The organism is Pandoraea apista, assembly GCF_001465595.2.
Taxonomy (GTDB): domain Bacteria; phylum Pseudomonadota; class Gammaproteobacteria; order Burkholderiales; family Burkholderiaceae; genus Pandoraea; species Pandoraea apista.
This window is the reverse complement of record NZ_CP013481.2, coordinates 294,589-317,127: the sequence shown is the minus strand read 5'-3', so window position 1 is coordinate 317,127 and position 22,539 is coordinate 294,589. Positions and strand designations below refer to the sequence as shown.

General features: G+C 59.4%; 14 protein-coding genes, 6 tRNA genes and 3 rRNA genes. 7 read left to right on the top strand and 16 right to left on the bottom strand.

What is annotated here, in order from left to right; translation table 11 throughout:
* Nucleotides 1–89 precede the first annotated feature (89 nt).
* The 13 genes from nusG to AT395_RS01345 form a co-directional block, all read right to left on the bottom strand.
* Nucleotides 90–647, bottom strand: a complete 558-nt coding sequence (nusG, locus tag AT395_RS01405) for a transcription termination/antitermination protein NusG (RefSeq protein ID WP_039374983.1) — start codon at nucleotides 645–647, stop codon at nucleotides 90–92.
* Nucleotide 648: 1 nt separating this feature from the next.
* Nucleotides 649–1,029, bottom strand: coding sequence for a preprotein translocase subunit SecE (gene secE, locus AT395_RS01400; protein ID WP_042113452.1), 381 nt, complete (start codon nucleotides 1,027–1,029; stop codon nucleotides 649–651).
* Nucleotides 1,030–1,052: 23 nt separating this feature from the next.
* Nucleotides 1,053–1,128 (bottom strand) — tRNA-Trp (locus AT395_RS01395).
* A gap of 64 nt (nucleotides 1,129–1,192) precedes the next feature.
* On the bottom strand, nucleotides 1,193–2,383 hold the full coding sequence (gene tuf / locus AT395_RS01390) for an elongation factor Tu (protein ID WP_048628233.1): 1,191 nt from the start codon (nucleotides 2,381–2,383) through the stop codon (nucleotides 1,193–1,195).
* A gap of 72 nt (nucleotides 2,384–2,455) precedes the next feature.
* Nucleotides 2,456–2,530, bottom strand: a tRNA-Thr gene (locus AT395_RS01385).
* A 34-nt stretch (nucleotides 2,531–2,564) separates the two neighbouring features.
* Nucleotides 2,565–2,638: transfer RNA gene (locus tag AT395_RS01380), tRNA-Gly, on the bottom strand.
* Nucleotides 2,639–2,712: 74 nt separating this feature from the next.
* Nucleotides 2,713–2,798, bottom strand: a tRNA-Tyr gene (locus AT395_RS01375).
* Nucleotides 2,799–2,952: 154 nt separating this feature from the next.
* Complete coding sequence (locus AT395_RS01370) at nucleotides 2,953–3,726, bottom strand: glycosyltransferase family 25 protein (protein ID WP_048628234.1); 774 nt, start codon at nucleotides 3,724–3,726, stop codon at nucleotides 2,953–2,955.
* A 439-nt stretch (nucleotides 3,727–4,165) separates the two neighbouring features.
* Nucleotides 4,166–4,278: ribosomal RNA gene (rrf, locus tag AT395_RS01365) — 5S ribosomal RNA — on the bottom strand.
* 142 nt (nucleotides 4,279–4,420) lie between these two features.
* Nucleotides 4,421–7,298: ribosomal RNA gene (locus AT395_RS01360) — 23S ribosomal RNA — on the bottom strand.
* Between the two features lie 296 nt (nucleotides 7,299–7,594).
* Nucleotides 7,595–7,670, bottom strand: a tRNA-Ala gene (locus AT395_RS01355).
* A 45-nt stretch (nucleotides 7,671–7,715) separates the two neighbouring features.
* Nucleotides 7,716–7,792: transfer RNA gene (locus tag AT395_RS01350), tRNA-Ile, on the bottom strand.
* A 64-nt stretch (nucleotides 7,793–7,856) separates the two neighbouring features.
* Nucleotides 7,857–9,389: ribosomal RNA gene (locus AT395_RS01345) — 16S ribosomal RNA — on the bottom strand.
* The 16S, 23S and 5S rRNA genes sit together here with 2 tRNA genes alongside, the layout of an rRNA operon.
* 691 nt (nucleotides 9,390–10,080) lie before the next feature.
* On the opposite strand from AT395_RS01345, the gene AT395_RS01340 reads away from it, so the two are divergent.
* Nucleotides 10,081–11,718: a phospholipase D family protein gene (locus AT395_RS01340; RefSeq protein ID WP_048628301.1), complete on the top strand. Its 1,638-nt coding sequence runs from the start codon at nucleotides 10,081–10,083 to the stop codon at nucleotides 11,716–11,718.
* A gap of 105 nt (nucleotides 11,719–11,823) precedes the next feature.
* Here the strand turns inward: AT395_RS01340 and AT395_RS01335 are convergent, their stop codons facing one another.
* Nucleotides 11,824–12,594: a TonB-dependent receptor gene (locus AT395_RS01335; protein ID WP_231606081.1), complete on the bottom strand. Its 771-nt coding sequence runs from the start codon at nucleotides 12,592–12,594 to the stop codon at nucleotides 11,824–11,826.
* Nucleotides 12,595–12,772: 178 nt separating this feature from the next.
* On the bottom strand, nucleotides 12,773–13,201 hold the full coding sequence (locus AT395_RS01330) for an Lrp/AsnC family transcriptional regulator (RefSeq protein ID WP_231606082.1): 429 nt from the start codon (nucleotides 13,199–13,201) through the stop codon (nucleotides 12,773–12,775).
* A 177-nt stretch (nucleotides 13,202–13,378) separates the two neighbouring features.
* Between AT395_RS01330 and AT395_RS01325 the strand changes: the two genes are divergently transcribed.
* The 6 genes from AT395_RS01325 (at nucleotide 13,379) to argE (ending at nucleotide 19,930) form a co-directional block, all read left to right on the top strand.
* On the top strand, nucleotides 13,379–14,506 hold the full coding sequence (locus AT395_RS01325) for a branched-chain amino acid ABC transporter substrate-binding protein (RefSeq protein WP_082164694.1): 1,128 nt from the start codon (nucleotides 13,379–13,381) through the stop codon (nucleotides 14,504–14,506).
* The gene (locus AT395_RS26010) at nucleotides 14,503–15,045 is read left to right on the top strand and encodes a peptide deformylase (protein WP_048628269.1); all 543 of its coding nucleotides are present in this window, start codon (nucleotides 14,503–14,505) and stop codon (nucleotides 15,043–15,045) included. Before AT395_RS01325 ends, AT395_RS26010 begins: the two co-directional genes overlap by 4 nt.
* Before the next feature lie 11 nt (nucleotides 15,046–15,056).
* Nucleotides 15,057–16,004, top strand: coding sequence for an aminotransferase class IV (locus AT395_RS26005; protein ID WP_231606083.1), 948 nt, complete (start codon nucleotides 15,057–15,059; stop codon nucleotides 16,002–16,004).
* Complete coding sequence (locus tag AT395_RS01310; protein WP_053086329.1) at nucleotides 15,994–17,184, top strand: glycine C-acetyltransferase; 1,191 nt, start codon at nucleotides 15,994–15,996, stop codon at nucleotides 17,182–17,184. Before AT395_RS26005 ends, AT395_RS01310 begins: the two co-directional genes overlap by 11 nt.
* A gap of 129 nt (nucleotides 17,185–17,313) precedes the next feature.
* A complete protein-coding gene (locus AT395_RS01305; RefSeq protein WP_048628271.1) occupies nucleotides 17,314–18,657 on the top strand; it encodes an MFS transporter in 1,344 nt (447 codons plus the stop codon).
* Nucleotides 18,658–18,682: 25 nt separating this feature from the next.
* On the top strand, nucleotides 18,683–19,930 hold the full coding sequence (gene argE / locus AT395_RS01300; RefSeq protein ID WP_053086330.1) for an acetylornithine deacetylase: 1,248 nt from the start codon (nucleotides 18,683–18,685) through the stop codon (nucleotides 19,928–19,930).
* Between the two features lie 72 nt (nucleotides 19,931–20,002).
* On the opposite strand, the gene AT395_RS01295 is transcribed toward argE, so the two are convergent.
* Nucleotides 20,003–22,528 carry a TonB-dependent siderophore receptor gene (locus tag AT395_RS01295; protein ID WP_082164696.1) on the bottom strand — a complete coding sequence of 842 codons (2,526 nt, stop codon included), beginning with the start codon at nucleotides 22,526–22,528 and terminating at the stop codon, nucleotides 20,003–20,005.
* Nucleotides 22,529–22,539: the final 11 nt, after the last annotated feature.

The window sequence follows — 22,539 nt, the reverse complement described above, 5'->3', positions numbered from 1 at the left end:
TTTCACCGGAAATCGGCTACTGGCGCTCCTCGGCGACGGCTGTCACCAACGCAAAAACGCGCCGGACGTCGCGCCGGCGCATTTTATTCTTAGATCTTTTCGACCTGTCCGAACTCCAGTTCTACCGGAGTCGCCCGTCCGAAAATGGTGACGGAAACACGGAGGCGAGATTTTTCGTAATTCACTTCTTCCACCGAGCCGTTGAAGTCCGTGAAAGGACCATCCTTGACTCGAACCAGCTCGCCCACCTCGAACAACGTCTTGGGACGCGGCTTTTCCACCCCGTCCTTGATTTGCGACATGATCTTGTCGACCTCAGCCTGCCGAATCGGAATCGGGCGATTACCCGTACCGCCGACAAAACCGGTGACCTTGGCGGTGTTCTTGACCAAGTGCCACGTGTCGTCCGTCATTTCCATCTCACACAGCACATAGCCGGGGAAGAAACGACGTTCGGTGACCGACTTGTGGCCACCCTTTGTTTCAACAACTTCTTCGGTCGGAACGAGAATCTCGCCGAAGTAGTCTTCCATGCCAGCGCGCGCAATGCGCTCACGAAGCGCTTTGGCTACGCTCTTTTCCATGCCGGAATAAGCATGAACGACGTACCAGCGCTTCTTACTCGGTGCAGCCCCGGTATCAGACATATCATTTCCAGCCAAGAATCAAAGAGAACACTGCCCATTCAATCGTCTTGTCGCTGATCCACAGATACAGCGCCATGACGATGACGAACGCGAAGACAATCGCGGTCGTTTGAGCGGCCTCTTTACGGGTCGGCCAAACGACCTTACCCACTTCCCGATACGCATCCTTGGCAAAAGCCAGGAAGCCTTTGCCGGTTTGCGATGCCAATGCAACACCTGCTGCGATGGCCAGAACGACGACGATGGCAGCAACGCGCACATAAAGTGCCTGTTGCTCCAACGCGTAGAACGCCACGACGCCAGCAATCACCAGCAGCCCGGCCAGTGCCAGCAGCAGCTTGTCGCCAGTCGTACGCACAGTTTCTACGGGAGAATTCGCCATTTCCAGCTTGCAGACAGTTGTTTTGGCAGGGGCAGAGGGAATCGAACCCCCAACCTTCGGTTTTGGAGACCGACGCTCTGCCAGTTGAGCTATACCCCTAAAACAGCAGAGGGGCCAGCCGCCAAAAGCTGACCCCGTAAGCGCGGACCGTTAAGGTACCGGCTTAAGCTACGATCTTTGCTACCACGCCGGCGCCGACAGTACGGCCACCTTCGCGAATTGCGAAACGCAGACCTTCAGTCATGGCGATCGGGGCAATCAGCTTGACGCTGATCGACACGTTGTCGCCCGGCATGACCATTTCCTTGCCTTCCGGCAGGGTGATCGAGCCAGTCACGTCCGTCGTGCGGAAGTAGAACTGCGGACGGTAGTTGTTGAAGAACGGAGTGTGACGACCACCTTCATCCTTCGACAGAACGTACACTTCGCCCGTGAAGTCCGTGTGCGGCGTGATCGAACCCGGCTTGGCCAGAACCTGACCACGCTGAACATCTTCACGCTTCGTGCCGCGCAGCAGAATACCGACGTTGTCGCCAGCCTGACCTTGGTCGAGCAGCTTGCGGAACATTTCAACGCCCGTGCAAATCGTCTTGACCGTCGGCACGATACCGACGATTTCGATTTCTTCGCCGACCTTGATCACGCCCGACTCAACACGACCGGTCACAACGGTACCGCGACCCGAGATCGAGAACACGTCTTCCACCGGCATCAGGAATGCCTTGTCGATAGCGCGCTCCGGCGTCGGGATGTACGTGTCGAGGGCTTCAGCCAGCTTCATGATGGCTTCTTCGCCGAGTTCGCCCTTGTCGCCTTCCAGCGCCAGCTTGGCGGAACCCTTGATGATCGGCAGGTCGTCGCCCGGGAAGTCATACTTCGACAGAAGTTCGCGAACTTCCATTTCGACCAGCTCGAGCAGCTCGGCGTCGTCGACCATGTCGCACTTGTTCAGGAACACGATGATGTACGGCACGCCAACCTGACGGGCCAACAGGATGTGCTCACGCGTTTGCGGCATCGGGCCGTCGGCGGCCGAGCAAACCAGGATAGCGCCGTCCATCTGGGCAGCACCGGTAATCATGTTCTTGACGTAGTCGGCGTGGCCCGGGCAGTCAACGTGTGCGTAGTGGCGGTTAGCCGTTTCGTACTCGATGTGCGCGGTGTTGATGGTAATACCGCGTGCCTTTTCTTCCGGTGCTGCGTCGATTTCGTCGTACTTCTTGGCCTGACCGCCGAACTTCGACGACAGAACCGTTGCGATAGCAGCCGTCAGGGTGGTCTTGCCATGGTCAACGTGACCGATGGTGCCGACGTTCACGTGCGGCTTAGTCCGCTCGAATTTTTCCTTTGCCATTTCCGACTCCTAACGGGTTATCTATTGCCGAGATTGCTCGGCATGTTGACTGCCGCGCTTCACACTATCTTTTGGTGCCCATGGGCAGGATCGAACTGCCGACCTCTCCCTTACCAAGGGAGTGCTCTACCACTGAGCCACATGGGCGAATCCTTAACTACTACTGCGTCTGCGCGTCACCTGGAGCGGGTGAAGGGAATCGAACCCTCGTCATAAGCTTGGAAGGCTTCTGCTCTACCATTGAGCTACACCCGCTTGGATTCCGACTCTCGCCTCTTGATAACAAGCGCCGGAGACCAAGGTTTCCGACGCTTGTTACTTCCGCATTCTGGTGGAGGAGGTTGGATTCGAACCAACGTAGGCGTAAGCCAACAGATTTACAGTCTGCCCCCTTTAGCCACTCGGGCACCCCTCCGCAGAGAATTTGCAATTATGGAGATGTCCCTCAGCCTTGTCAACACCTTCCATGCATTAAATACGCAGTTTTTGTGCCTGATGCTCTGCGGATTTTCACTATATGCGGCAAGTCGTTGATTTGCTTGGATATGTGAAATTCGTCCGGATCACGCTCATTCCCAGCGTCGTGCTGGCGTCAGCAAGCGACGGCGCCAGGCGTCGATGTACCGGTTCAGACTATCGCGCCCCATATGGAATTCGCGCCTGAGCTTCTGAGAAATGCTTCGCTTAGCCTTCTGGCGGCCCACGATAGTCGTACCTAGGTCATCCCCCCGGTCGAGCACAATATCCGGTGCCATGGAGATCATCCGAACGCCATGCTCCCAGTTGCGATTCAGCATGTCGTCAACGGGATGAATCATGCGTTTGCCGTACTCCAGAAGCGTCAATGCCGCATCGCGACGAATGAGGTAAGCCTGGGTGCCGCCAGGTTGCTTGCGATGATCATTCAGTGCCCCGCCGTCAGGCAATTCGGCGACCTGCCAACGCCCCGCGGAGCCAGCGTCTTTCAGCCGCATGAGCCCCCACGGTACCGAAACGTCCATCGCTGCGGCCAGCCGCTGGGAGAAATCCGGCGCCAGCTCGATATCGTCCTCCAAGACGCACCAGATGTCGTCATTAGAGCGCGCCAGATCCTGCCAAATCCGGTAATGACTGTCGTAACACCCCACTTCGCCGAGCGTCAGATGGTTGGCGTACATCTGCAGACGCGTAGCAGCGTCGTACTCGGGCGGGTAGGCCTGGATACGCTTCGCATCGAAGAAGCGAAAGGGAACGCCGGCCCCCGTCAGTTGCGCGGTAATGTGGGTGCGACGGACATCGCTATCCACTAGGGAAATGACGACTACAGGCGGAAGCTCTCGCTTCGGAACAAATATCTGGTTCATTTTTTCTGTCACTGATTCGAACCCGCTGTGATAGCCGGGTTGTGCTCGTATTACCGAATGAAACTGGCAATACGATAACGACAGAAAATGTCAAATGTTGATGCCCACCAATCCATTTTCAGAGGTCGATTGGAAATGCGCATCGCGCTTCTCACCAGAAGCCCCGCCCCATCATGTCGCCCACAACCGAGGGGGATACAAAATGACTTGTTCTTGACGTAGGAATCGGAGCCTCTAATGACTCTGAATGAATAAAAATGAGCGCCATAGTCGAAGCCCGATTCTATTCCTGATGAATCCAACGAGATCCTGTAACTGCCGAGGGTCCCCAAGCCAATGAATCGCGCGGGGAATTTCAAAGGAAGAATCCCGCGAGCCATTGGACGCGCACAAAGCAAAAACCCCTTGCTACGCGTTGTAGCAAGGGGTCTTTAGGGGAGCCTGACGATTACCTACTTTCACACGGGTATCCGCACTATCATCGGCGTGGAGTCGTTTCACGGTCCTGTTCGGGATGGGAAGGGGTGGTTCCAACTCGCTATGGTCATCAGGCATAACTTGTATGTTCTGCTGCACTCGGTGTGCAACAAAACCAATTCAGAAGAAGCGTAGTACTACGTGTAGTTTGGGTTGTGAGCGTATCAGCGCCATACAGGGCACACGCGCCTCACACCAGGAAAAACACACTGGTTATAGGATCAAGCCTTACGGGCAATTAGTATCAGTTAGCTTAACGCATTACTGCGCTTCCACACCTGACCTATCAACGTCCTGGTCTCGAACGACCCTTCAAAGGAATCGAGTTCCTAGGGAAGTCTCATCTTAAGGCGAGTTTCCCGCTTAGATGCTTTCAGCGGTTATCTCTTCCGAACATAGCTACCCGGCGATGCCACTGGCGTGACAACCGGTACACCAGAGGTTCGTCCACTCCGGTCCTCTCGTACTAGGAGCAGCCCCCTTCAAACTTCCAACGCCCACGGCAGATAGGGACCAAACTGTCTCACGACGTTTTAAACCCAGCTCACGTACCTCTTTAAATGGCGAACAGCCATACCCTTGGGACCGGCTACAGCCCCAGGATGAGATGAGCCGACATCGAGGTGCCAAACACCGCCGTCGATATGAACTCTTGGGCGGTATCAGCCTGTTATCCCCAGAGTACCTTTTATCCGTTGAGCGATGGCCCTTCCATACAGAACCACCGGATCACTATGACCTGCTTTCGCACCTGCTCGACTTGTCAGTCTCGCAGTTAAGCACGCTTTTGCCATTGCACTATCAGCACGATTTCCGACCGTACCTAGCGTACCTTCGTACTCCTCCGTTACACTTTGGGAGGAGACCGCCCCAGTCAAACTGCCTACCATGCACTGTCCCCGATCCGGATTACGGACCTAGGTTAGAACCTCAAACAAGCCAGGGTGGTATTTCAAGGACGGCTCCACAGAAACTAGCGTTCCTGCTTCAAAGCCTCCCACCTATCCTACACAGACCGGTTCAAAGTCCAATGCAAAGCTACAGTAAAGGTTCATGGGGTCTTTCCGTCTAGCCGCGGGTAGATTGCATCATCACAAACACTTCAACTTCGCTGAGTCTCGGGAGGAGACAGTGTGGCCATCGTTACGCCATTCGTGCAGGTCGGAACTTACCCGACAAGGAATTTCGCTACCTTAGGACCGTTATAGTTACGGCCGCCGTTTACCGGGACTTCAATCAAGAGCTTGCACCCCATCATTTAATCTTCCGGCACCGGGCAGGCGTCACACCCTATACGTCCACTTTCGTGTTTGCAGAGTGCTGTGTTTTTATTAAACAGTCGCAGCCACCAGTTTATTGCAACCCCTTCACCCTCCTGGCGCAGGCCAGTCAAGCTACAAGGGCGTACCTTATCCCGAAGTTACGGTACCAATTTGCCGAGTTCCTTCTCCCGAGTTCTCTCAAGCGCCTTAGAATACTCATCTCGCCCACCTGTGTCGGTTTGCGGTACGGTCTCGTATGACTGAAGCTTAGAGGCTTTTCTTGGAACCACTTCCAATTGCTTCGCGAACAAGTTCGCTCGCCCCACAGCCTTGAATTACGCGCCCGGATTTGCCTAAGCGCCTTCTCCACTGCAGGGACCGGGACTTCCAACACCCGGACAACCTTCCGCGATCCGTCCCCCCATCGCATCATACGACGGTGCAGGAATATTAACCTGCTTCCCATCAGCTACGCATCTCTGCCTCGCCTTAGGGGCCGACTCACCCTACGCCGATGAACGTTGCGTAGGAAACCTTGGGCTTACGGCGAGGGGGCCTTTCACCCCCTTTATCGCTACTCATGTCAGCATTCGCACTTCTGATACCTCCAGCATCCTTTACAAGACACCTTCACAGGCTTACAGAACGCTCTCCTACCATGCGAGCAAGCTCGCATCCGCAGCTTCGGTATATTGCTTAGCCCCGTTACATCTTCCGCGCAGGACGACTCGATCAGTGAGCTATTACGCTTTCTTTAAAGGGTGGCTGCTTCTAAGCCAACCTCCTGACTGTTTTAGCCTTCCCACTTCGTTTCCCACTTAGCAATATTTAGGGACCTTAGCTGGCGGTCTGGGTTGTTTCCCTCTTGACACCGGACGTTAGCACCCGATGTCTGTCTCCCGTGATTGCACTCTTCGGTATTCGGAGTTTGCTATGGCGAAGTAATCCGCAATGGACCCTTCAACCATGACAGTGCTCTACCCCCGAAGGTGATACACGAGGCACTACCTAAATAGTTTTCGGAGAGAACCAGCTATTTCCAAGTTTGTTTAGCCTTTCACCCCTATCCACAGCTCATCCCCTAATTTTTCAACATTAGTGGGTTCGGACCTCCAGTACGTGTTACCGCACCTTCATCCTGGCCATGGATAGATCACTTGGTTTCGGGTCTACACCCAGCGACTGAACGCCCTATTCGGACTCGCTTTCGCTACGCCTTCCCTATTCGGTTAAGCTTGCCACTGAATGTAAGTCGCTGACCCATTATACAAAAGGTACGCCGTCACCCCTTTCGAGGCTCCGACTGTTTGTATGCATGCGGTTTCAGGATCTATTTCACTCCCCTCCCGGGGTTCTTTTCGCCTTTCCCTCACGGTACTGGTTCACTATCGGTCGATTACGAGTATTTAGCCTTGGAGGATGGTCCCCCCATCTTCAGACAGGATTTCACGTGTCCCGCCCTACTTATCTCAAGCTTAGTTCCACACCAGGGTTTTCTCATACGGGGCTATCACCCACTATGGCCGGACTTTCCATTCCGTTTTGATAACACCGGTGCTAAATCTTGAAGGCTGGTCCCATTTCGCTCGCCACTACTTTGGGAATCTCGGTTGATTTTTTTTCCTGCAGCTACTTAGATGTTTCAGTTCGCCGCGTTCGCTTCGCTAGACCTATGTATTCAGTCTAGGATGACCTAAAAGGCCGGGTTTCCCCATTCGGACATTTGTGGATCAATGCTTATTTGCCAGCTCCCCACAACTTTTCGCAGGCTATCGCGTCCTTCATCGCCTGTAATCGCCAAGGCATCCACCACATGCACTTATTCGCTTGACCCTATAACGAGTGTGTCTTTCAACATTCGCTACAGGTTGAGTTATCGCGTTGTGCCGTATTCCAAGTCATCTTTCGATCACTTTAAATACTGGTTGATACAATCACAACCCGTACAATTTCCACGCGCCATCTCTAACGCGCTTCCGTTGTACTACTACTTCTTCTAAATTGTTAAAGAACAAATACTGCATGACATTGCTGTCATTCAAAAACGTTCACGTGGATTCACTACAGAAATACTGCAGACGTACTAACGTAAAAGCTTTTGACTGACATCGATGTGTGATCTAAGGAATTGGTGGAGGCAGACGGGATCGAACCGACGACCCCCTGCTTGCAAAGCAGGTGCTCTCCCAGCTGAGCTATGCCCCCAAATCAAGCCAGTTACCATCCGACTTGGTCAGGCGGTGGTTAGCTTGGTGGGTCTGGAAGGACTTGAACCTTCGACCCCCGCCTTATCAAGACGGTGCTCTAACCACCTGAGCTACAGACCCGACTTAGATCTACGCAGTCAACAACCGATAAGCGTGAACACTCAACTTCCAGTGCATGCTCTAGAAAGGAGGTGATCCAGCCGCAGGTTCCCCTACGGCTACCTTGTTACGACTTCACCCCAGTCATGAATCCTGCCGTGGTAAGCGCCCTCCTTGCGGTTAGGCTACCTACTTCTGGCAAAACCCACTCCCATGGTGTGACGGGCGGTGTGTACAAGACCCGGGAACGTATTCACCGCGACATGCTGATCCGCGATTACTAGCGATTCCAGCTTCACGCAGTCGAGTTGCAGACTGCGATCCGGACTACGATCGGTTTTCTGGGGTTAGCTCCACCTCGCGGTTTGGCAGCCCTCTGTACCGACCATTGTATGACGTGTGAAGCCCTACCCATAAGGGCCATGAGGACTTGACGTCATCCCCACCTTCCTCCGGTTTGTCACCGGCAGTCTCCTTAGAGTGCTCTTGCGTAGCAACTAAGGACAAGGGTTGCGCTCGTTGCGGGACTTAACCCAACATCTCACGACACGAGCTGACGACAGCCATGCAGCACCTGTGTTACGGTTCTCTTTCGAGCACTCCCACCTCTCAGCAGGATTCCGTACATGTCAAGGGTAGGTAAGGTTTTTCGCGTTGCATCGAATTAATCCACATCATCCACCGCTTGTGCGGGTCCCCGTCAATTCCTTTGAGTTTTAATCTTGCGACCGTACTCCCCAGGCGGTCAACTTCACGCGTTAGCTTCGTTACTAAGGAAATGAATCCCCAACAACTAGTTGACATCGTTTAGGGCGTGGACTACCAGGGTATCTAATCCTGTTTGCTCCCCACGCTTTCGTGCATGAGCGTCAGTATTGGCCCAGGGGGCTGCCTTCGCCATCGGTATTCCTCCACATCTCTACGCATTTCACTGCTACACGTGGAATTCTACCCCCCTCTGCCATACTCTAGCCTTGCAGTCACGAATGCAGTTCCCAGGTTAAGCCCGGGGATTTCACATCCGTCTTACAAAACCGCCTGCGCACGCTTTACGCCCAGTAATTCCGATTAACGCTTGCACCCTACGTATTACCGCGGCTGCTGGCACGTAGTTAGCCGGTGCTTATTCTTCCGGTACCGTCATCCCCCCGAGGTATTAACCCAGAGGATTTCTTTCCGGACAAAAGTGCTTTACAACCCGAAGGCCTTCTTCACACACGCGGCATTGCTGGATCAGGCTTGCGCCCATTGTCCAAAATTCCCCACTGCTGCCTCCCGTAGGAGTCTGGGCCGTGTCTCAGTCCCAGTGTGGCTGGTCGTCCTCTCAGACCAGCTACAGATCGTCGCCTTGGTGAGCTTTTACCTCACCAACTAGCTAATCTGACATCGGCTGCTCTTGTAGCACGAGGCCCGAAGGTCCCCCGCTTTCCTCCTCAGAGCGTATGCGGTATTAATCCGGCTTTCGCCGAGCTATCCCCCACTACAAGGTACATTCCGATGTATTACTCACCCGTTCGCCACTCGCCACCAGGTGCAAGCACCCGTGCTGCCGTTCGACTTGCATGTGTAAGGCATGCCGCCAGCGTTCAATCTGAGCCAGGATCAAACTCTTCAGTTTAAACCTGTTACTGTTTTCGGTTTTCGTGATAAATCACTTGAACCGGTCGCTCTCAAAGTATGCTGACAAGTTAATTACTTAACTTACCTATTACTATGTGAGCCTCAATAAATTTAAAGCTAATCTGCCGAAGCAGACGCACTATTCATCGAGTGCCCACACTTATCGGTTGTTCAATTTTTAAAGATCAATCGCATCTGACTTCGCTTCGTCGCACACTTACCGCGCCGTCGCTTCGTTTTCTGCGTCGCTGCATCAGCAGCAGAGAAGCGAGATTATCTACCAGCTTCTCGTCGTCGTCAACAGTTTTTTTCGCTTTCTTTACTCATCGCCGTAGCGACTCGCAAGCTCCAAAACCACCAACCACCGGGCTTTCCAGCCCGTCGCCTCAACCGCTTCGCCGCTTTCGCTGCGTCGCTGTCGTTGCGAGAGACGAGATATTAGTAAAAACCCCGAACCATGGCAAGCCCTTTGTGAAAATAATTTGAAAAGGGCAAAAAAAGGCCCGCGTCGTGAGCGGGCCAAGATCCATGGGACAGGACACATGGAGGAGACGGATCCAATGTATCCGGGCACACCCAAGCGACGCAACCAACGAAATCGCATATGCTTCTCGAAACCTTACCTATATGGAAAGGCGGTGCCAGCGTCGATGTCTCTCCCATCCTCTCTATATAGAGCGTTCGAGATGATGCTTTCGCGCGTCTCCCGGGCGCTCTCTCGTTACCTCTCGTGGCGCCCAATCGCGCTGCTTCCGCTCGCGCTCATCGTGGCGGCGTGCAGCTCGGTGCGACCGCTCCCGGAGCCATCCCCCTGGACAGTCCACACGTCGGCCGCCACCCCCGGCGCACTCGCCGACGCGCTGGCCCCCGCAGTCCTCGCGCATCCGGGGCAATCCGGTTTTGAATTGCTCGCGACAGGCGCGGACGCCTTCACTACCCGTCTCGCGCTCGTTCAAGCCGCGCAGCATAGCCTGGACGTGCAGTACTACAGCGCCGGAGAGGACATCACCGGGCGCCTGCTGCTCCAGTCGCTGATAGACGCGGCCGGCCGCGGTGTGCGCGTTCGCATGCTGGTCGACGACATCAATCGCCGCCACACCGACCCCACCTTCGCGGTACTCGACCAGACGCCCAACATCGAGATCCGTGTCTTCAATCCGTTCGCCACGTTAGACACCACGCTTTTCGAGCGCGCCGGCAATCTGCTCACCCAGTTCGACCAACTCAACCGTCGCATGCATAACAAGGCGTTGATCGCCGACAACCAGTTGGCCATCGTCGGCGGACGCAATCTGGGAGACGAATATTTCGACGCCGATCCGGATCTGTCCTTCCGCGATTTCGATCTGCTCTGTGCCGGGCCGGTCGTCGACGCCGTTTCCCGCAGCTTCGACCACTTCTGGACGAGCCCGCAATCCTATCCGCTCAGACAAGTCCAGTCGGAGATCGACAAGCAGACGCTGGACGACACACGCGAGGCACTGGTACGTCACTGGCGCGACGCCGACGGGATGCCCGCCGGGCATCAGGCGCTTCACCAGCCATCGCTCGCCGACAGCCTGCGCAGCGGCAAGCGGCCGCTCTTCTGGGCCGCCGCCGAGCTGGCCGCCGACTCGCCCGACAAGCTGGACACTCCCTCGGAGCAGACCAAAAGCGCGCCGGGGACCCAATTGCGGCAACTGGCGGCGAACGCGCAGCGCGAAGTGCTGATCATCTCGCCGTACTTCGTGCCGCTCGACGGCGGCGTCCGGTTCCTCTCGACGCTCACCCAGCGAGGCGTGAAGGTGCGCGTGCTGACGAACTCGCTCGCCGCGACCGACGTCGTCCCGGTTCACGCCGGCTACGCTCGCTACCGCCCGGCGCTGTTGCAGGCGGGCATCGCGCTGTACGAATTCAAACCGATCCGCGCCGACACCGGCCAGCCCTCGTCCAGGCGCGCCGCGTTCAATGGTTCCTCACGCGCGAGCCTGCACGGCAAGGTGTACGTGATCGACCGCCGCGACGTGATCCTCGGTTCGTTCAATCTGGACCCGCGCTCCGTGCGTCTGAACACCGAGTTGGCGATCGTGGTCCACAGCCCTGAGTTTGCCGAGCGTATGGCCGCGATCTTCGACCGGGCAACGTTACCCCGCGTGAGCTTCCGGGTCGAGTTGGTGCCGCCCGGCACAACGCCGCCAACCCCCACACCGCCGACCATGCCCGCGCTGCGTTGGGTCGGGGAGGAAAACGGCCAGCCGCGTACGTTCGACGTCGAACCCTACGCGTCTTTCTGGCGCAATTCGGTGGCGGGCGCGTTCACGTTGCTGCCGAGCGACGATCTGCTCTGAGCCGAGCACCGCCCCGCATACCTCGTCCAAACTGAAAACCGGCGGCGCGGCGGCTTTTCAACACCGCACCGCAACCTCCCCCGTTCCAGCAAGGACAAGCGTCGATCAGAGCGTAGCCGAACGCGCATCGCCAATAGCGACGAAATGCTGACTCGCGCTCGACGGGTAATACGTCTTGTTGAACACGTTCTTGACGTTCAACGGATAGTGCACCGGGTGACGGCCGGTCTTCGTGTCGTACGTGGCAAACACACTCGCAACGAAATACGCCAGCAGCTTGAAGCGCGTGTCGAACTTCGCCCCGACTTCGTACGACTTGGCGTGCTCCGGCTCGACATTCGAGTCGATCACGACGCCGGACGACATCGGCGCGATGGTCGACATCGGCTTGAGCGACGCCGAATAGCTGCCGTGCTGCGACAGACAATCCGTCGCCTTATCGATGACGCCCGCGCGCGGCAGCCACTTCGAGTCGCTACGGTTCGTATTGAGCTGGAACGGGTGCCCCTTTCCCGCCAATTGGCTGTACATCAGCAAACGCAGCCCACCCACGACGATCCTGCGATCGGTCACGTGGACGGCGCCCTGGACGAAGCGCGACGCATCGATGCCCTTCATCAGGGTGCACACGCGCCGCCGGGCGACTTCATGGCCGTCTCGGCGTAACTGGCGCGCCAGCATCCGCGCGCTGGCAAACGGAAACGCCATATGCAATTCGTCGATCCGTCGCGTCAGCAACTGATCCGCTCGGCTCACCGGATGTGCCCGGTAATACACGCTTGATCTGACCACTCCGACGAGACGGGCCTGCTGCGCAATACCTGCGTCGAGCCGACCGATCGGGGAAACATCGGAGAAACGGGTGCGGAAGTGCACGTCATGCGACACCCATCGCGCAGAAGTATTGCGTGCCCGCTTCGTCGCAACCTGTCAGTCGTTGATCGCCGGCAGGCGAGGTCATTCGAACTTTTTCACTGCCATCTGCACAGAGAAAGCGAGACGGATGCCACCCAAACGAGCAAGGCAGGCATCAGGGAGATCAAGACGTCGATCCTCACACCCCGATCGGCAACGACATTCCGAATTTCACCCGCGACATCACAACCATCGTTTCAAAGTGACGAATGTTTGGATTTTGCCGAAATACGCGCGTTGCGAATTCTTCATAGTGATCGATGTCGCGCACCGCGATCATCATCGCGAAATCGGCGCGTCCAGTGACCACATAGCATTGCATCACTTCTGGAACGCTCTGCAAGAACTGCTTGAATTCATCGAGCAGATCGAGCCGCTCCCGCTCGACCTGAACAAGCACCCACATCATGATGGGTAGCCCCACCTTGTTCGGATCGACAACCGAGATGTCCTTCTGGATGTATTTCTCTTCGCGCAGTCGTCTCACCCTTCTGAGACAGGCCGGCGGACTCAGGTTGACGGCAGCGGCCAACGACTGGTTACTGATCTGGTTGTCGACTTGCAGCATTGCCAGAATTCGCAGATCGAAATCGTCAAGCGGTTCGGCATGAACTTGACCCATATTTCGCAAATCCCCCCGAAAAAGAAATCCAGTTAAGCAAACATAGCCCACGCGAATATTGGATTTCGTGCGACCTCCCTAGAATCGTAGCATCAGCCCCCGATCGATTCCATGGAGAAAACCATGCCCCTGAAGCACTTAACCGCTACCGCCGTCGCACTCTGCGCGCTGGCTGCGCATGCGCAAACCATCGTGACCATTGGCTATGCCGGAGCGCTGACCGGCGCACAGGCGCATTTCGGCAAAGACAGCGAACGCGGCATTCGCCTGGCCATGGACGAGATCAACGCCCAACGCCCCGTCATTGCCGGCAAACCCGTACAGTTCGCGCTCGACGCCCAAGACGACGCCGCCGATCCGCGCACCGCCACGACCGTTGCCCAGCGTTTTGCAGACAACCACGTCAGTGCCGTGATCGGTCACCAGAACTCCGGCACCTCCATCGCCGTGGCGCGCATCTACGCACAACAGCACATCGCGGAACTCACGCCGTCGGCCACCAACCCCGAATTCACGCGCCTGGGCTTCGACACCACGTTTCGCATGCTCGCCAACGACGACTTCCTCGGTGTCGCACTGTCGCAATATGCCTCCAGTCAGTTGCACGCACGGCGCATTGCCGTCATCGACGACCGCACCGCCTACGGCCAGGGCATTGCCGAAGTATTTGCACGCCAGGCGGAAAAGGCTGGCGCCACGATCGTCGCGCGCGAGTTTTCCACCGACAAGGCGTTCGATTTCACCGCCGTTCTCACGCGGATCAAGCGCGAAAACCCCGACGCCATCTTCTTCGGCGGGATGGACGCCCAGGGCGGGCCGATGCTCAAGCAAATGCGGCAGTACTCGATTCGCGCGCCGCTGGTCGGCGGCGACGGTTTATGCACCGCCGAAATGATCCGGCTAGCCGGTGCCGCGCTCGACGGCAACCTGTTCTGCGCGGATGGCGGACGCAGCCTCGCAAAGATGCCGGGCGGAGAAGCATTCGCCGCCAAATTCAAGGCGAAATACGGCGAGCCCGTGCAGTTATATGCGCCCTACGCCTACGACGCCATGATGGCGATCTATCGTGCTGCCCTCGCCGCACAATCCACAGACGCCGCAAAGATTTCCGACGCCCTGCATCGCGTGTCGTTCGGCGGCGTCACGGGGCAGATTGCGTTTGACGAACACGGCGACCTGCGTGAGCCGGCCGCCACCATATCCACTTATAAAGGAGGCAAAAAAATGGCTTTGACCGAGGTATCGAAATGACCGTCGGCATATTGCGCGTCGGATCGCCTGCGCTGCGCGAGGTGGCCGCACCAGTCGCCAATGTCAACGACCCCGTCGTTGTGCGCGAGGCCGCAGCCCTCGGCGCCGCGATACACGCCTTTCGTGCGGAACATGGCTTCGGACGCGCCATTGCAGCGCCCCAGATCGGCATTGCCAAACGCATGATCGGCCTGGCCATGCCGGGTTGGCCCGACGTGATCGTCAACCCCGAAATCGTATGGGCCAGCCACGAACGCATGACACTGTGGGACGACTGCATGTGCTTCCCCGAGATGCTGGTTCGGGTGGAGCGCTTCGCCTCGATCTCGGTGCGCTTTACCGACATGGCCGGCAAAACGCACCTGAAGGAAGCGCTGAGTCGCGCGGAAGCCGAACTGATGCAGCACGAAATCGACCATCTCGACGGCAAGCTGTCGTTCGACCGCGCCGTGGGTGAGAACGCCTTCGTCCACCGTAGTGTTTTTGAAACGAACCGATCGGCATTTGCCGCTCAGGTCGAATACTTCCCCCAATCGTAATGAGCGACACGATGACCCAACCCGACGTCGGCCGCATCGACGGCCTGACCTACCCCACCGGCACCGCCTACATGGCCGGCCAGTACCTGCCCATGTCGGAAGCCCGCATCTCCGTCCTCGACTGGGGACTGCTGCACTCCGACGTCACCTACGACACCGTTCACGTATGGAATGGCAAGTTCTTCCGGCTGGATCTGCATATCGCGCGCTTCCGGCGCTCGCTGGAAAGGCTGCGCCTGTCCGTTAAGTACAGCGACGATGAACTTCGCCATATTCTCGTCGAGTGCGTCAGACGCGCGGGACTGCGTAACGCGTACGTCGAGATGCTCTGCACGCGCGGCCTCTCGCCTACCTTCAGCCGCGACCCGCGCGACGCAGCGAACCAATTCGTCGCGTTCGCCGTGCCCTACGGATCGGTCGCCAATGCCCGCCAGCTTAAGGAAGGCCTTCACCTGCATCTGATCGATACCGTGCGCCGCATCCCCCCCGAGTCGGTCGATCCGCAGGTCAAGAACTACCACTGGCTCGATCTTGTTACGGCCCAGTTCCAGGGGTTCGATGCCGGGGCGGAAACCGTCGTCATCAAAGACATGAACGGCAACGTCGCCGAAGGCCCCGGCTTCAATATCTTCGTCGTGCGTCACGGCGCGCTGTACACCCCGGAGCACGGCGTGCTGCATGGCATTACGCGCCGCACCGTGTTCGACATCGCCGAGCGGCTCGGCATTGCCGTGCATTCGGGCAACGTCAGCGAAGACCAGTTGCGGCACGCCGATGAGATTTTCATCACCTCCACCGCCGGGGGCATCATGCCGGTCACGCGCCTGAACGGCGTGCGCGTCGGCAACGGTGCGCCAGGCGACCTGACGCAAACGATCTTCCGCACGTATTGGGAGTGGCACGAAGATCCGGCCTGGACCTTGACGGTCGACTACGACGAGGCGAATCATGCTCAGTGAGACCCTCCGGTCGCGGCTCGATGCACGTTGCCACGCGCTGGCGGCGCGACATGCGATCAAGCACGAAGTCGCGATCGAATCCGCACAGGGCGGCCATGTCACGGCGCGCGCCGCACCGGGGGGTGCAACGCGCGCCTATCTCAACCTGTGCGCCAACAACTACCTCGGACTCGCTAACGATCCGCGCATTGTCGACGCCGCACGCGAGGCCATCGACCGCTATGGGCTCGGCATGGCCTCGGTTCGCTTCATCAGCGGCACACATGCCCTGCACTGGGAACTGGAGCGCCGGCTCGCCGCGTTTCTCGGGGCCGAGGCCTGCGCCCTGTTCCCCTCGGCTTTCGATGCCAATGGCGCCCTGTTCGAGGCGTTGCTGGATGAAAACGACGCCGTGCTGTCCGACACACTGAACCACGCAAGCATCATCGATGGCATACGGCTGAGCAAAGCCGCCCGGTTCCGCTATGCCCACCGCGACGCAAGCGCCGCCGCCCGCGCCTTTGACGAAGCCGGTGAAGCAGCGACACGGCTGCTGGTCACCGATGGCGTGTTTTCCATGGACGGCACGCAGGCCCCGCTAGGCGCCCTCGGCGTGTTGTGCCGCGAACGAAAGGCGTTGCTCATTGTGGACGACTCGCATGGCATCGGCGTGATCGGCGCCTCCGGCCGTGGCACCGCCGAGGTACAGGGACAAATGTCGGCCGTCGACGTACACGTGGGCACATTGGGGAAAGCGCTGGGCGGGGCGGCCGGTGGATTTGTCGCGGCACCCAGCGCCATCGTCGATACCTTGCGTCAGGCCGGCCGACCCTATCTGTTTTCCAATGCGCTGATGCCTGCGATTGCGGCAGCCGCCGTCCGGGCGCTCGACCTGATCGAAGGCGGCGAGATCGACTTCGCGCGACTGGGCGCCATGAGCGCGTACCTGCGTCGAGGCCTGACGCAGGCGGGCTTCGACGTGCTTCCCGGCGATCATCCGATCGTGCCCGTGATCTTCGGCGACGCGGCGCTTGCAAGGACCGCCTCTGCCGCACTCGCAGAGCGCGGCGTTCTGGCGCAGGCGTTCTCTTACCCCGTCGTTCCCGAAGGCACCGCGAGACTGCGACTTCAAGTGTCGCTTGCACTCACGGACGCCGATCTCGATCGCGTCATCGACGCCTTCCGCGCAATGCGCCGCTAAGCGTTCGCGCTTAGCTCCTTACGCGTTACCGATAGCGCCGCCCCGAACGTGGCGAACATGGCGAACATGGCGAACGCCGGATGGCGGGTGCCCCGGCGCGCATGTTCCCTTCTCTTTCCTAGGTTGCTCATGAACTCGAACCCGTTGCAAACGCATGACTACCGGGCTAACAGCGCCACGACGACCGTCGCGCCCACGCAGGCCAGACGCGCCGTTGTCGCCGCGTCGCTCGGCAATATCCTGGAGTGGTACGACTTCGTGTTGTACGCCTACTTCTCCCCGCAGATCGCCCATCACTTCTTTCCGGCGGCGAGTGAAGCCACCTCGTTCCTGGTCGCGACCGCCACATTCGGCGTCGGCTTCGTGGCGCGTCCGCTGGGCGCGGCCATTCTGGGCGTTTATGGGGATCGTGCCGGACGCAAGGCCTCGCTGCTCGTCGTGATTCTGCTCATGGCAATCGGCACAGCGATGATCGGACTGACACCCGGCTTCGACACCGCCGGGGTGGCCGCGTCTTTGACGATCGTGATCGCGCGTATCCTGCAAGGCTTCGCTTCGGGCGGCGAATGGGGCGGGGCTACCAGCTTCATCGTCGAATATGCACCGCGCCACCGGCGTGGCCTGTACGGCAGTTGGCAACAGGCCAGCCTCGCTGTGGCCCTGCTGCTCGGTTCGCTCAGCGCCGGGGCCATGACCTGGCTCATGCCGGCCCAGTCTCTGAACGACTGGGGCTGGCGCGTTCCCTTCGTGCTGGGAGCGTTCGTCATTGGCGTCTTCGGCTTCTGGCTGCGGAGAAATATCGACGAGTCGCCACGCACCTCGCTCCCGGCAAATGTCCGGCCGAGTCGGCCCGCCGTCTCGACGTCCCCGATCGGCACAGCACTTCGCAAGCACCGCCGCAACCTCGGCATCGGGAGTCTGTTCACCATCGGCTGGACGGTCACGAACTATCTCTACCTCGTGTACATGCCGATCTATCTGACCCGCACGCTGGGCCTGCCCGCCAGCGAGGCACTGATCGCCGCCAGTCTCCAGATCGCGTGCTTCATGATGCTCTCGCCCGTTATGGGGCACCTGTCCGACCGATGGGGCCGGCGCCCGTTGATGAGTGCAGGCGCGCTGTGCGTGCTGTTCGGCACTTACCCGCTCTTCGCCTTCATATCCGCACACGCACATCTCCTGCCGGTCATCGGCGCGTTGTGCCTGCTCGCCGCCTTCATGGCGATGATGACCGGCCCGGCGCCCGCCTGGCAGGCCGAGCTATACCCCGGCGCGGTGCGCACCACATGCATCTCGCTCAGTTACAACGTCTCAGTCACGATTTTCGGCGGTTTCGCCCCCTTCGTCGCGACCTGGCTGATCGGAATGACGGGCAATCCGCTCTCGCCCACGTGGTACATCGCGGCTGGCGCGGTTGCGAGTCTCGTTGCGACCCGGCTATCACGCGAAACGGCCCGTGCCGCGCTGTCCTGATTTAACTAGTGTGCGAGGACCCCTCATGCATACGCACCTCCCCCATTTGGCGTCTGCGCTCACACCCGAGACAGACGAAGAGACGCCGGTGGCCTCGACGGCCGCCATCGACTGGATTTCACGACTTATCGCCATCGACACGACAAGCCGCCAATCCAATCTCGGGCTGATCGAACTTCTACGCGACACCCTGCACGCACACGGCATCGATGCGTGGCTCGACTACGACGGCAGCGGCGCGAAAGCCAATCTTTTCGCCACATTGCCCGGGCGCGATGGCAATACACAGGGCGGCGTCGTGCTCTCCGGGCATACCGATGTCGTACCGGTCGATGCTCAGCATTGGCAGAGTCCGCCTTTCTCGCCTGAATTGCGTGACGGCCGGCTGTATGGCCGCGGGGCTTGCGACATGAAAGGCTTCATCGGCACGGTCATGAGTCGGGTGCCCGCGTGGTGCGATGCGCCGCCGGGGGCGCCGATCCATCTCGCGTTCACCTACGACGAGGAGGTCGGATGCCTCGGCATTTCCCCGATGCTCGCGGCCATGGCCCGTCGCGGCATTCGTCCGCAAGGCTGTATCGTCGGTGAACCGACCGGCATGCAGGTGATCGTTGCGCACAAGGGCATCAACATCTACCGCTGCTGCGTGCAAGGGCATGCCGTGCACTCGTCGCTCGCACCCTCGGGCGTCAATGCCATCGAGTACGCCGCGCGTGTGATCTGCCACATTCGCGACCTGGCAAACGCCTTTGCCGCGCACGGCCCCTATGATGAGGGCTTCGACGTACCGTTCAGTACCGCACAGACCGGCACGATAAAAGGCGGCATCGCCCTGAACACTGTGCCGGCCGACTGCGAGTTCGTCTTCGAGTACCGTAACCTTCCGGGTGAGCATGCAGACGCGATCTTCGCCCGGATCGAGGCTTACGCCGCCCAGACGCTCGTTCCGGAAATGCAACGCGTGCATCCCCAGGCAACGATCCGGTTCACGAAAATCGCGGCGCCACCGTCGATGCAGGCCGACGAAACCCAGCCCCTGATACGCCTGATGCGCGCGCTGGTCCCGGACACGCCCGCGCGCAAGGTGTCGTATGGGACCGAAGCCGGTTTCTTCCAGCGCGCGGGCATTCCGACGATCGTTTGCGGCCCCGGGAGCATCGCTCAGGCCCACCAGCCGGACGAGTTCGTCGCACTTGCCGAAATCGCCCGGTGCGAGCGCTTCCTGTCGAAACTGACGGCTGCGGCGGACGGGATACACGGCCCGTTCTTATGACCGTCTGGAATGGAAAGCGCTGCGTGACGCGACAACCTCGACGTCACCCGGCCGGATGACGGCAACCGCCGCTCAGAACTCGAACGTTGCCGACAGCGTGGCGGAACGCGCATCGCCAATCGAGACGAAGTACTGGCTCGCGCTCGACGGGTAGTAGGTCTTGTTGAACACGTTCTTGACGTTCAACTGATAGTGCACCGGGTGACGGCCGATCTTCGTGTCGTACGCGGCGAACACGTCGGCAACGAAGTACGCCGGCAGCGTGAAGCTGTTGGCCGAGTCCCCCGGACGTGACCCGATATAGCGCCCGACCGCGCCGAGGCGCAGGTTGCCGCTGCCGTCACCCAGCACGGGGCCCCAGTCATACACACCGGCCAGCGACGCCGTGTGACGCGCCACGTTCGCCAGCGTATTCCCGGTGTAGAGCGGATCGTCGGTGGTCTTCGCGTCGATGAACGCGTAGCTTGCGATCACGTTCCAGCGCTGCCCGATACGGCCCGACACATCCAGCTCGACGCCACGCGAGCGCGCCGCGCCCGAGGTCCGCCAGTCGATCGCCTTGGTGGCGTCGTTGAACTGCGACACCAGCACATTGCGCTTGTCGATGTTGAAAAGCGCCAGCGTGCCGCTCAGCCCGTTCGGCATATCGAGCTTCGCACCGACTTCATACGACTTGGCATGCTCCGGCGCGATGTTCGAGCCGATCACCACGCCGGACGACAGCGGCGCGATCGTCGACGTTGGTTTGAGCGACTCCGAATAGCTGCCGTACAGCGACAGATAATCCGTCGCCTTGTAGACGACGCCCGCGCGCGGCAGCCACTTCGAATCGCTGATGTTCGTATTGACCTGGAACGGCCGCCCCTTGCCCGCCAACTGACTGTAGGTCAGCAGACGCACACCCGCCACGACAATCCAGCGATCGGTGACGTGGATGGCGTCCTGGAAGAACAGCGACGCATCGTGCAGCGTATCGGTCTGATCGCTGTCGCTGGCCGAGACGGTCGTCGGGATCACCTCGCAGCCGTACACCGGATTCAGATAGCTAAACGTGCACTTCGCCGTCTGCCGGATCAGATCGCGACGATAGATGCGCCGGTACTCCCAGTCGCCCCCGAATTGCAGATCGTGGCGCATGCCCGCCAGATGCACCTTGCCGTCGAGATAGGCAATGCCGTAACTGTCCGTGCTATCCGAACCGCGCGTGCCGTCGTTGCTTCGCGAGATGACTCCGGTCTGGGTGTTGATGCCGTTCACGCGCAGTTGCCCGGCGTCATAGGTCTCGGTGTTGTAGCTGTAGCCGAAGTGCGCCTTCCAGTCGGGATTGAACTGATGATCGACGGTGATCTGCGCCAGATGCGATTGCCCCGTCATCTCGTTGTGCACGTCATCCAGACGTTCGCGCGCCGAGATGGCCAGCGGCTTGTTCGTGCTCGGATCGATGACGGTGCCACGATCGAACGGCGTCAGGAAATTGCGGTACTCGTACGAGAGCACGACCTGCGTGTCGCGTCCGTAATACGCCAGCGTCGGCGCGACCAGCGTCTCGCGCTGCGCGCCGAAGTTGCGCCAGTACTGCTGGTTGTTCTGGTCGACGACCAGGCGGTACGCCAGAGCGCTGTCGCCGATGGGACCGGTCGTGTCGAGCGTTTCTTCCGCACCGTTCTTGCCGTGCCCGTAGGTCGTGCCGGCCACGCTCACAGCCGTGTAGGGCTTGAGCAGCGGGCGCTTGCTCACCACGTTGATGACGCCGCCCGGATCCATGATCCCGTAGAGCAGCGACGTCGGCCCTTTGAGCACCTCGACGGAATCGGCGTTCGCATTGAACCCGCGCCCCTGCACGAGCGGCATGCCGTTGTGCATGATCGAGCCGTCGCGGTTGCCGCCAAAGCCACGTTTGAGCAGCGTGTCCTGCGTGCCCGCCAGCGTATTGCCCTGCACGATGCCGCTCACGTTGATCAGCGCGTCATCGAGCGTGCGGGCACGCTGATCGGCCAGCACCTGATGCGGCACCACATTGATGACCTGCGGAATGTCGAGGATGGGGGCGTCCGAGCGCGACACGTTGGCGTCTACCGGCTGGCGATACGCGTCGGACCACGCCTGCGCCTGCACATGTGTCGCCGGCAATGCCACATCGCCCGCGCCAGTCCCCGAAGCGAGCGCGGCAGCGACCGGCGCTCCCTGCGGCAGCAGCGTGTAACCGGCCCCTTGCGGCGATACGTTCAACCCGGTGCCCGCCAGCAATTGACCGAAGGCACCCGGCACGTCGAAGCGGCCCTGCACGCCGGGGCTTTGACGCCCTGCCGTGAGCGCGGGTGTGTACGTCAGGAGAATGCCGGCTTCACGGCCGAAGCGCGTGAGCACGCTGTCGAGCGACCCGGCGGGAATGGCGTAGATGCGGGTGATGGCAGCGGAACTGGTGTTCGCGGACGCGTCCGGCGGGCTGGCCGTCTGCGCGTGTGCGGCGTTGGCGTACAGCGTTGACGCGAACGTGACCGCCACGGCAACGCAGACGCTGCGGCGATGCAAAGCGGAGCCGGCGTGCAAGCCATGACGGCGCGCGGCGCGCGGGAAATCGGGTGAAGCAACGGCCATGATGTGAGATC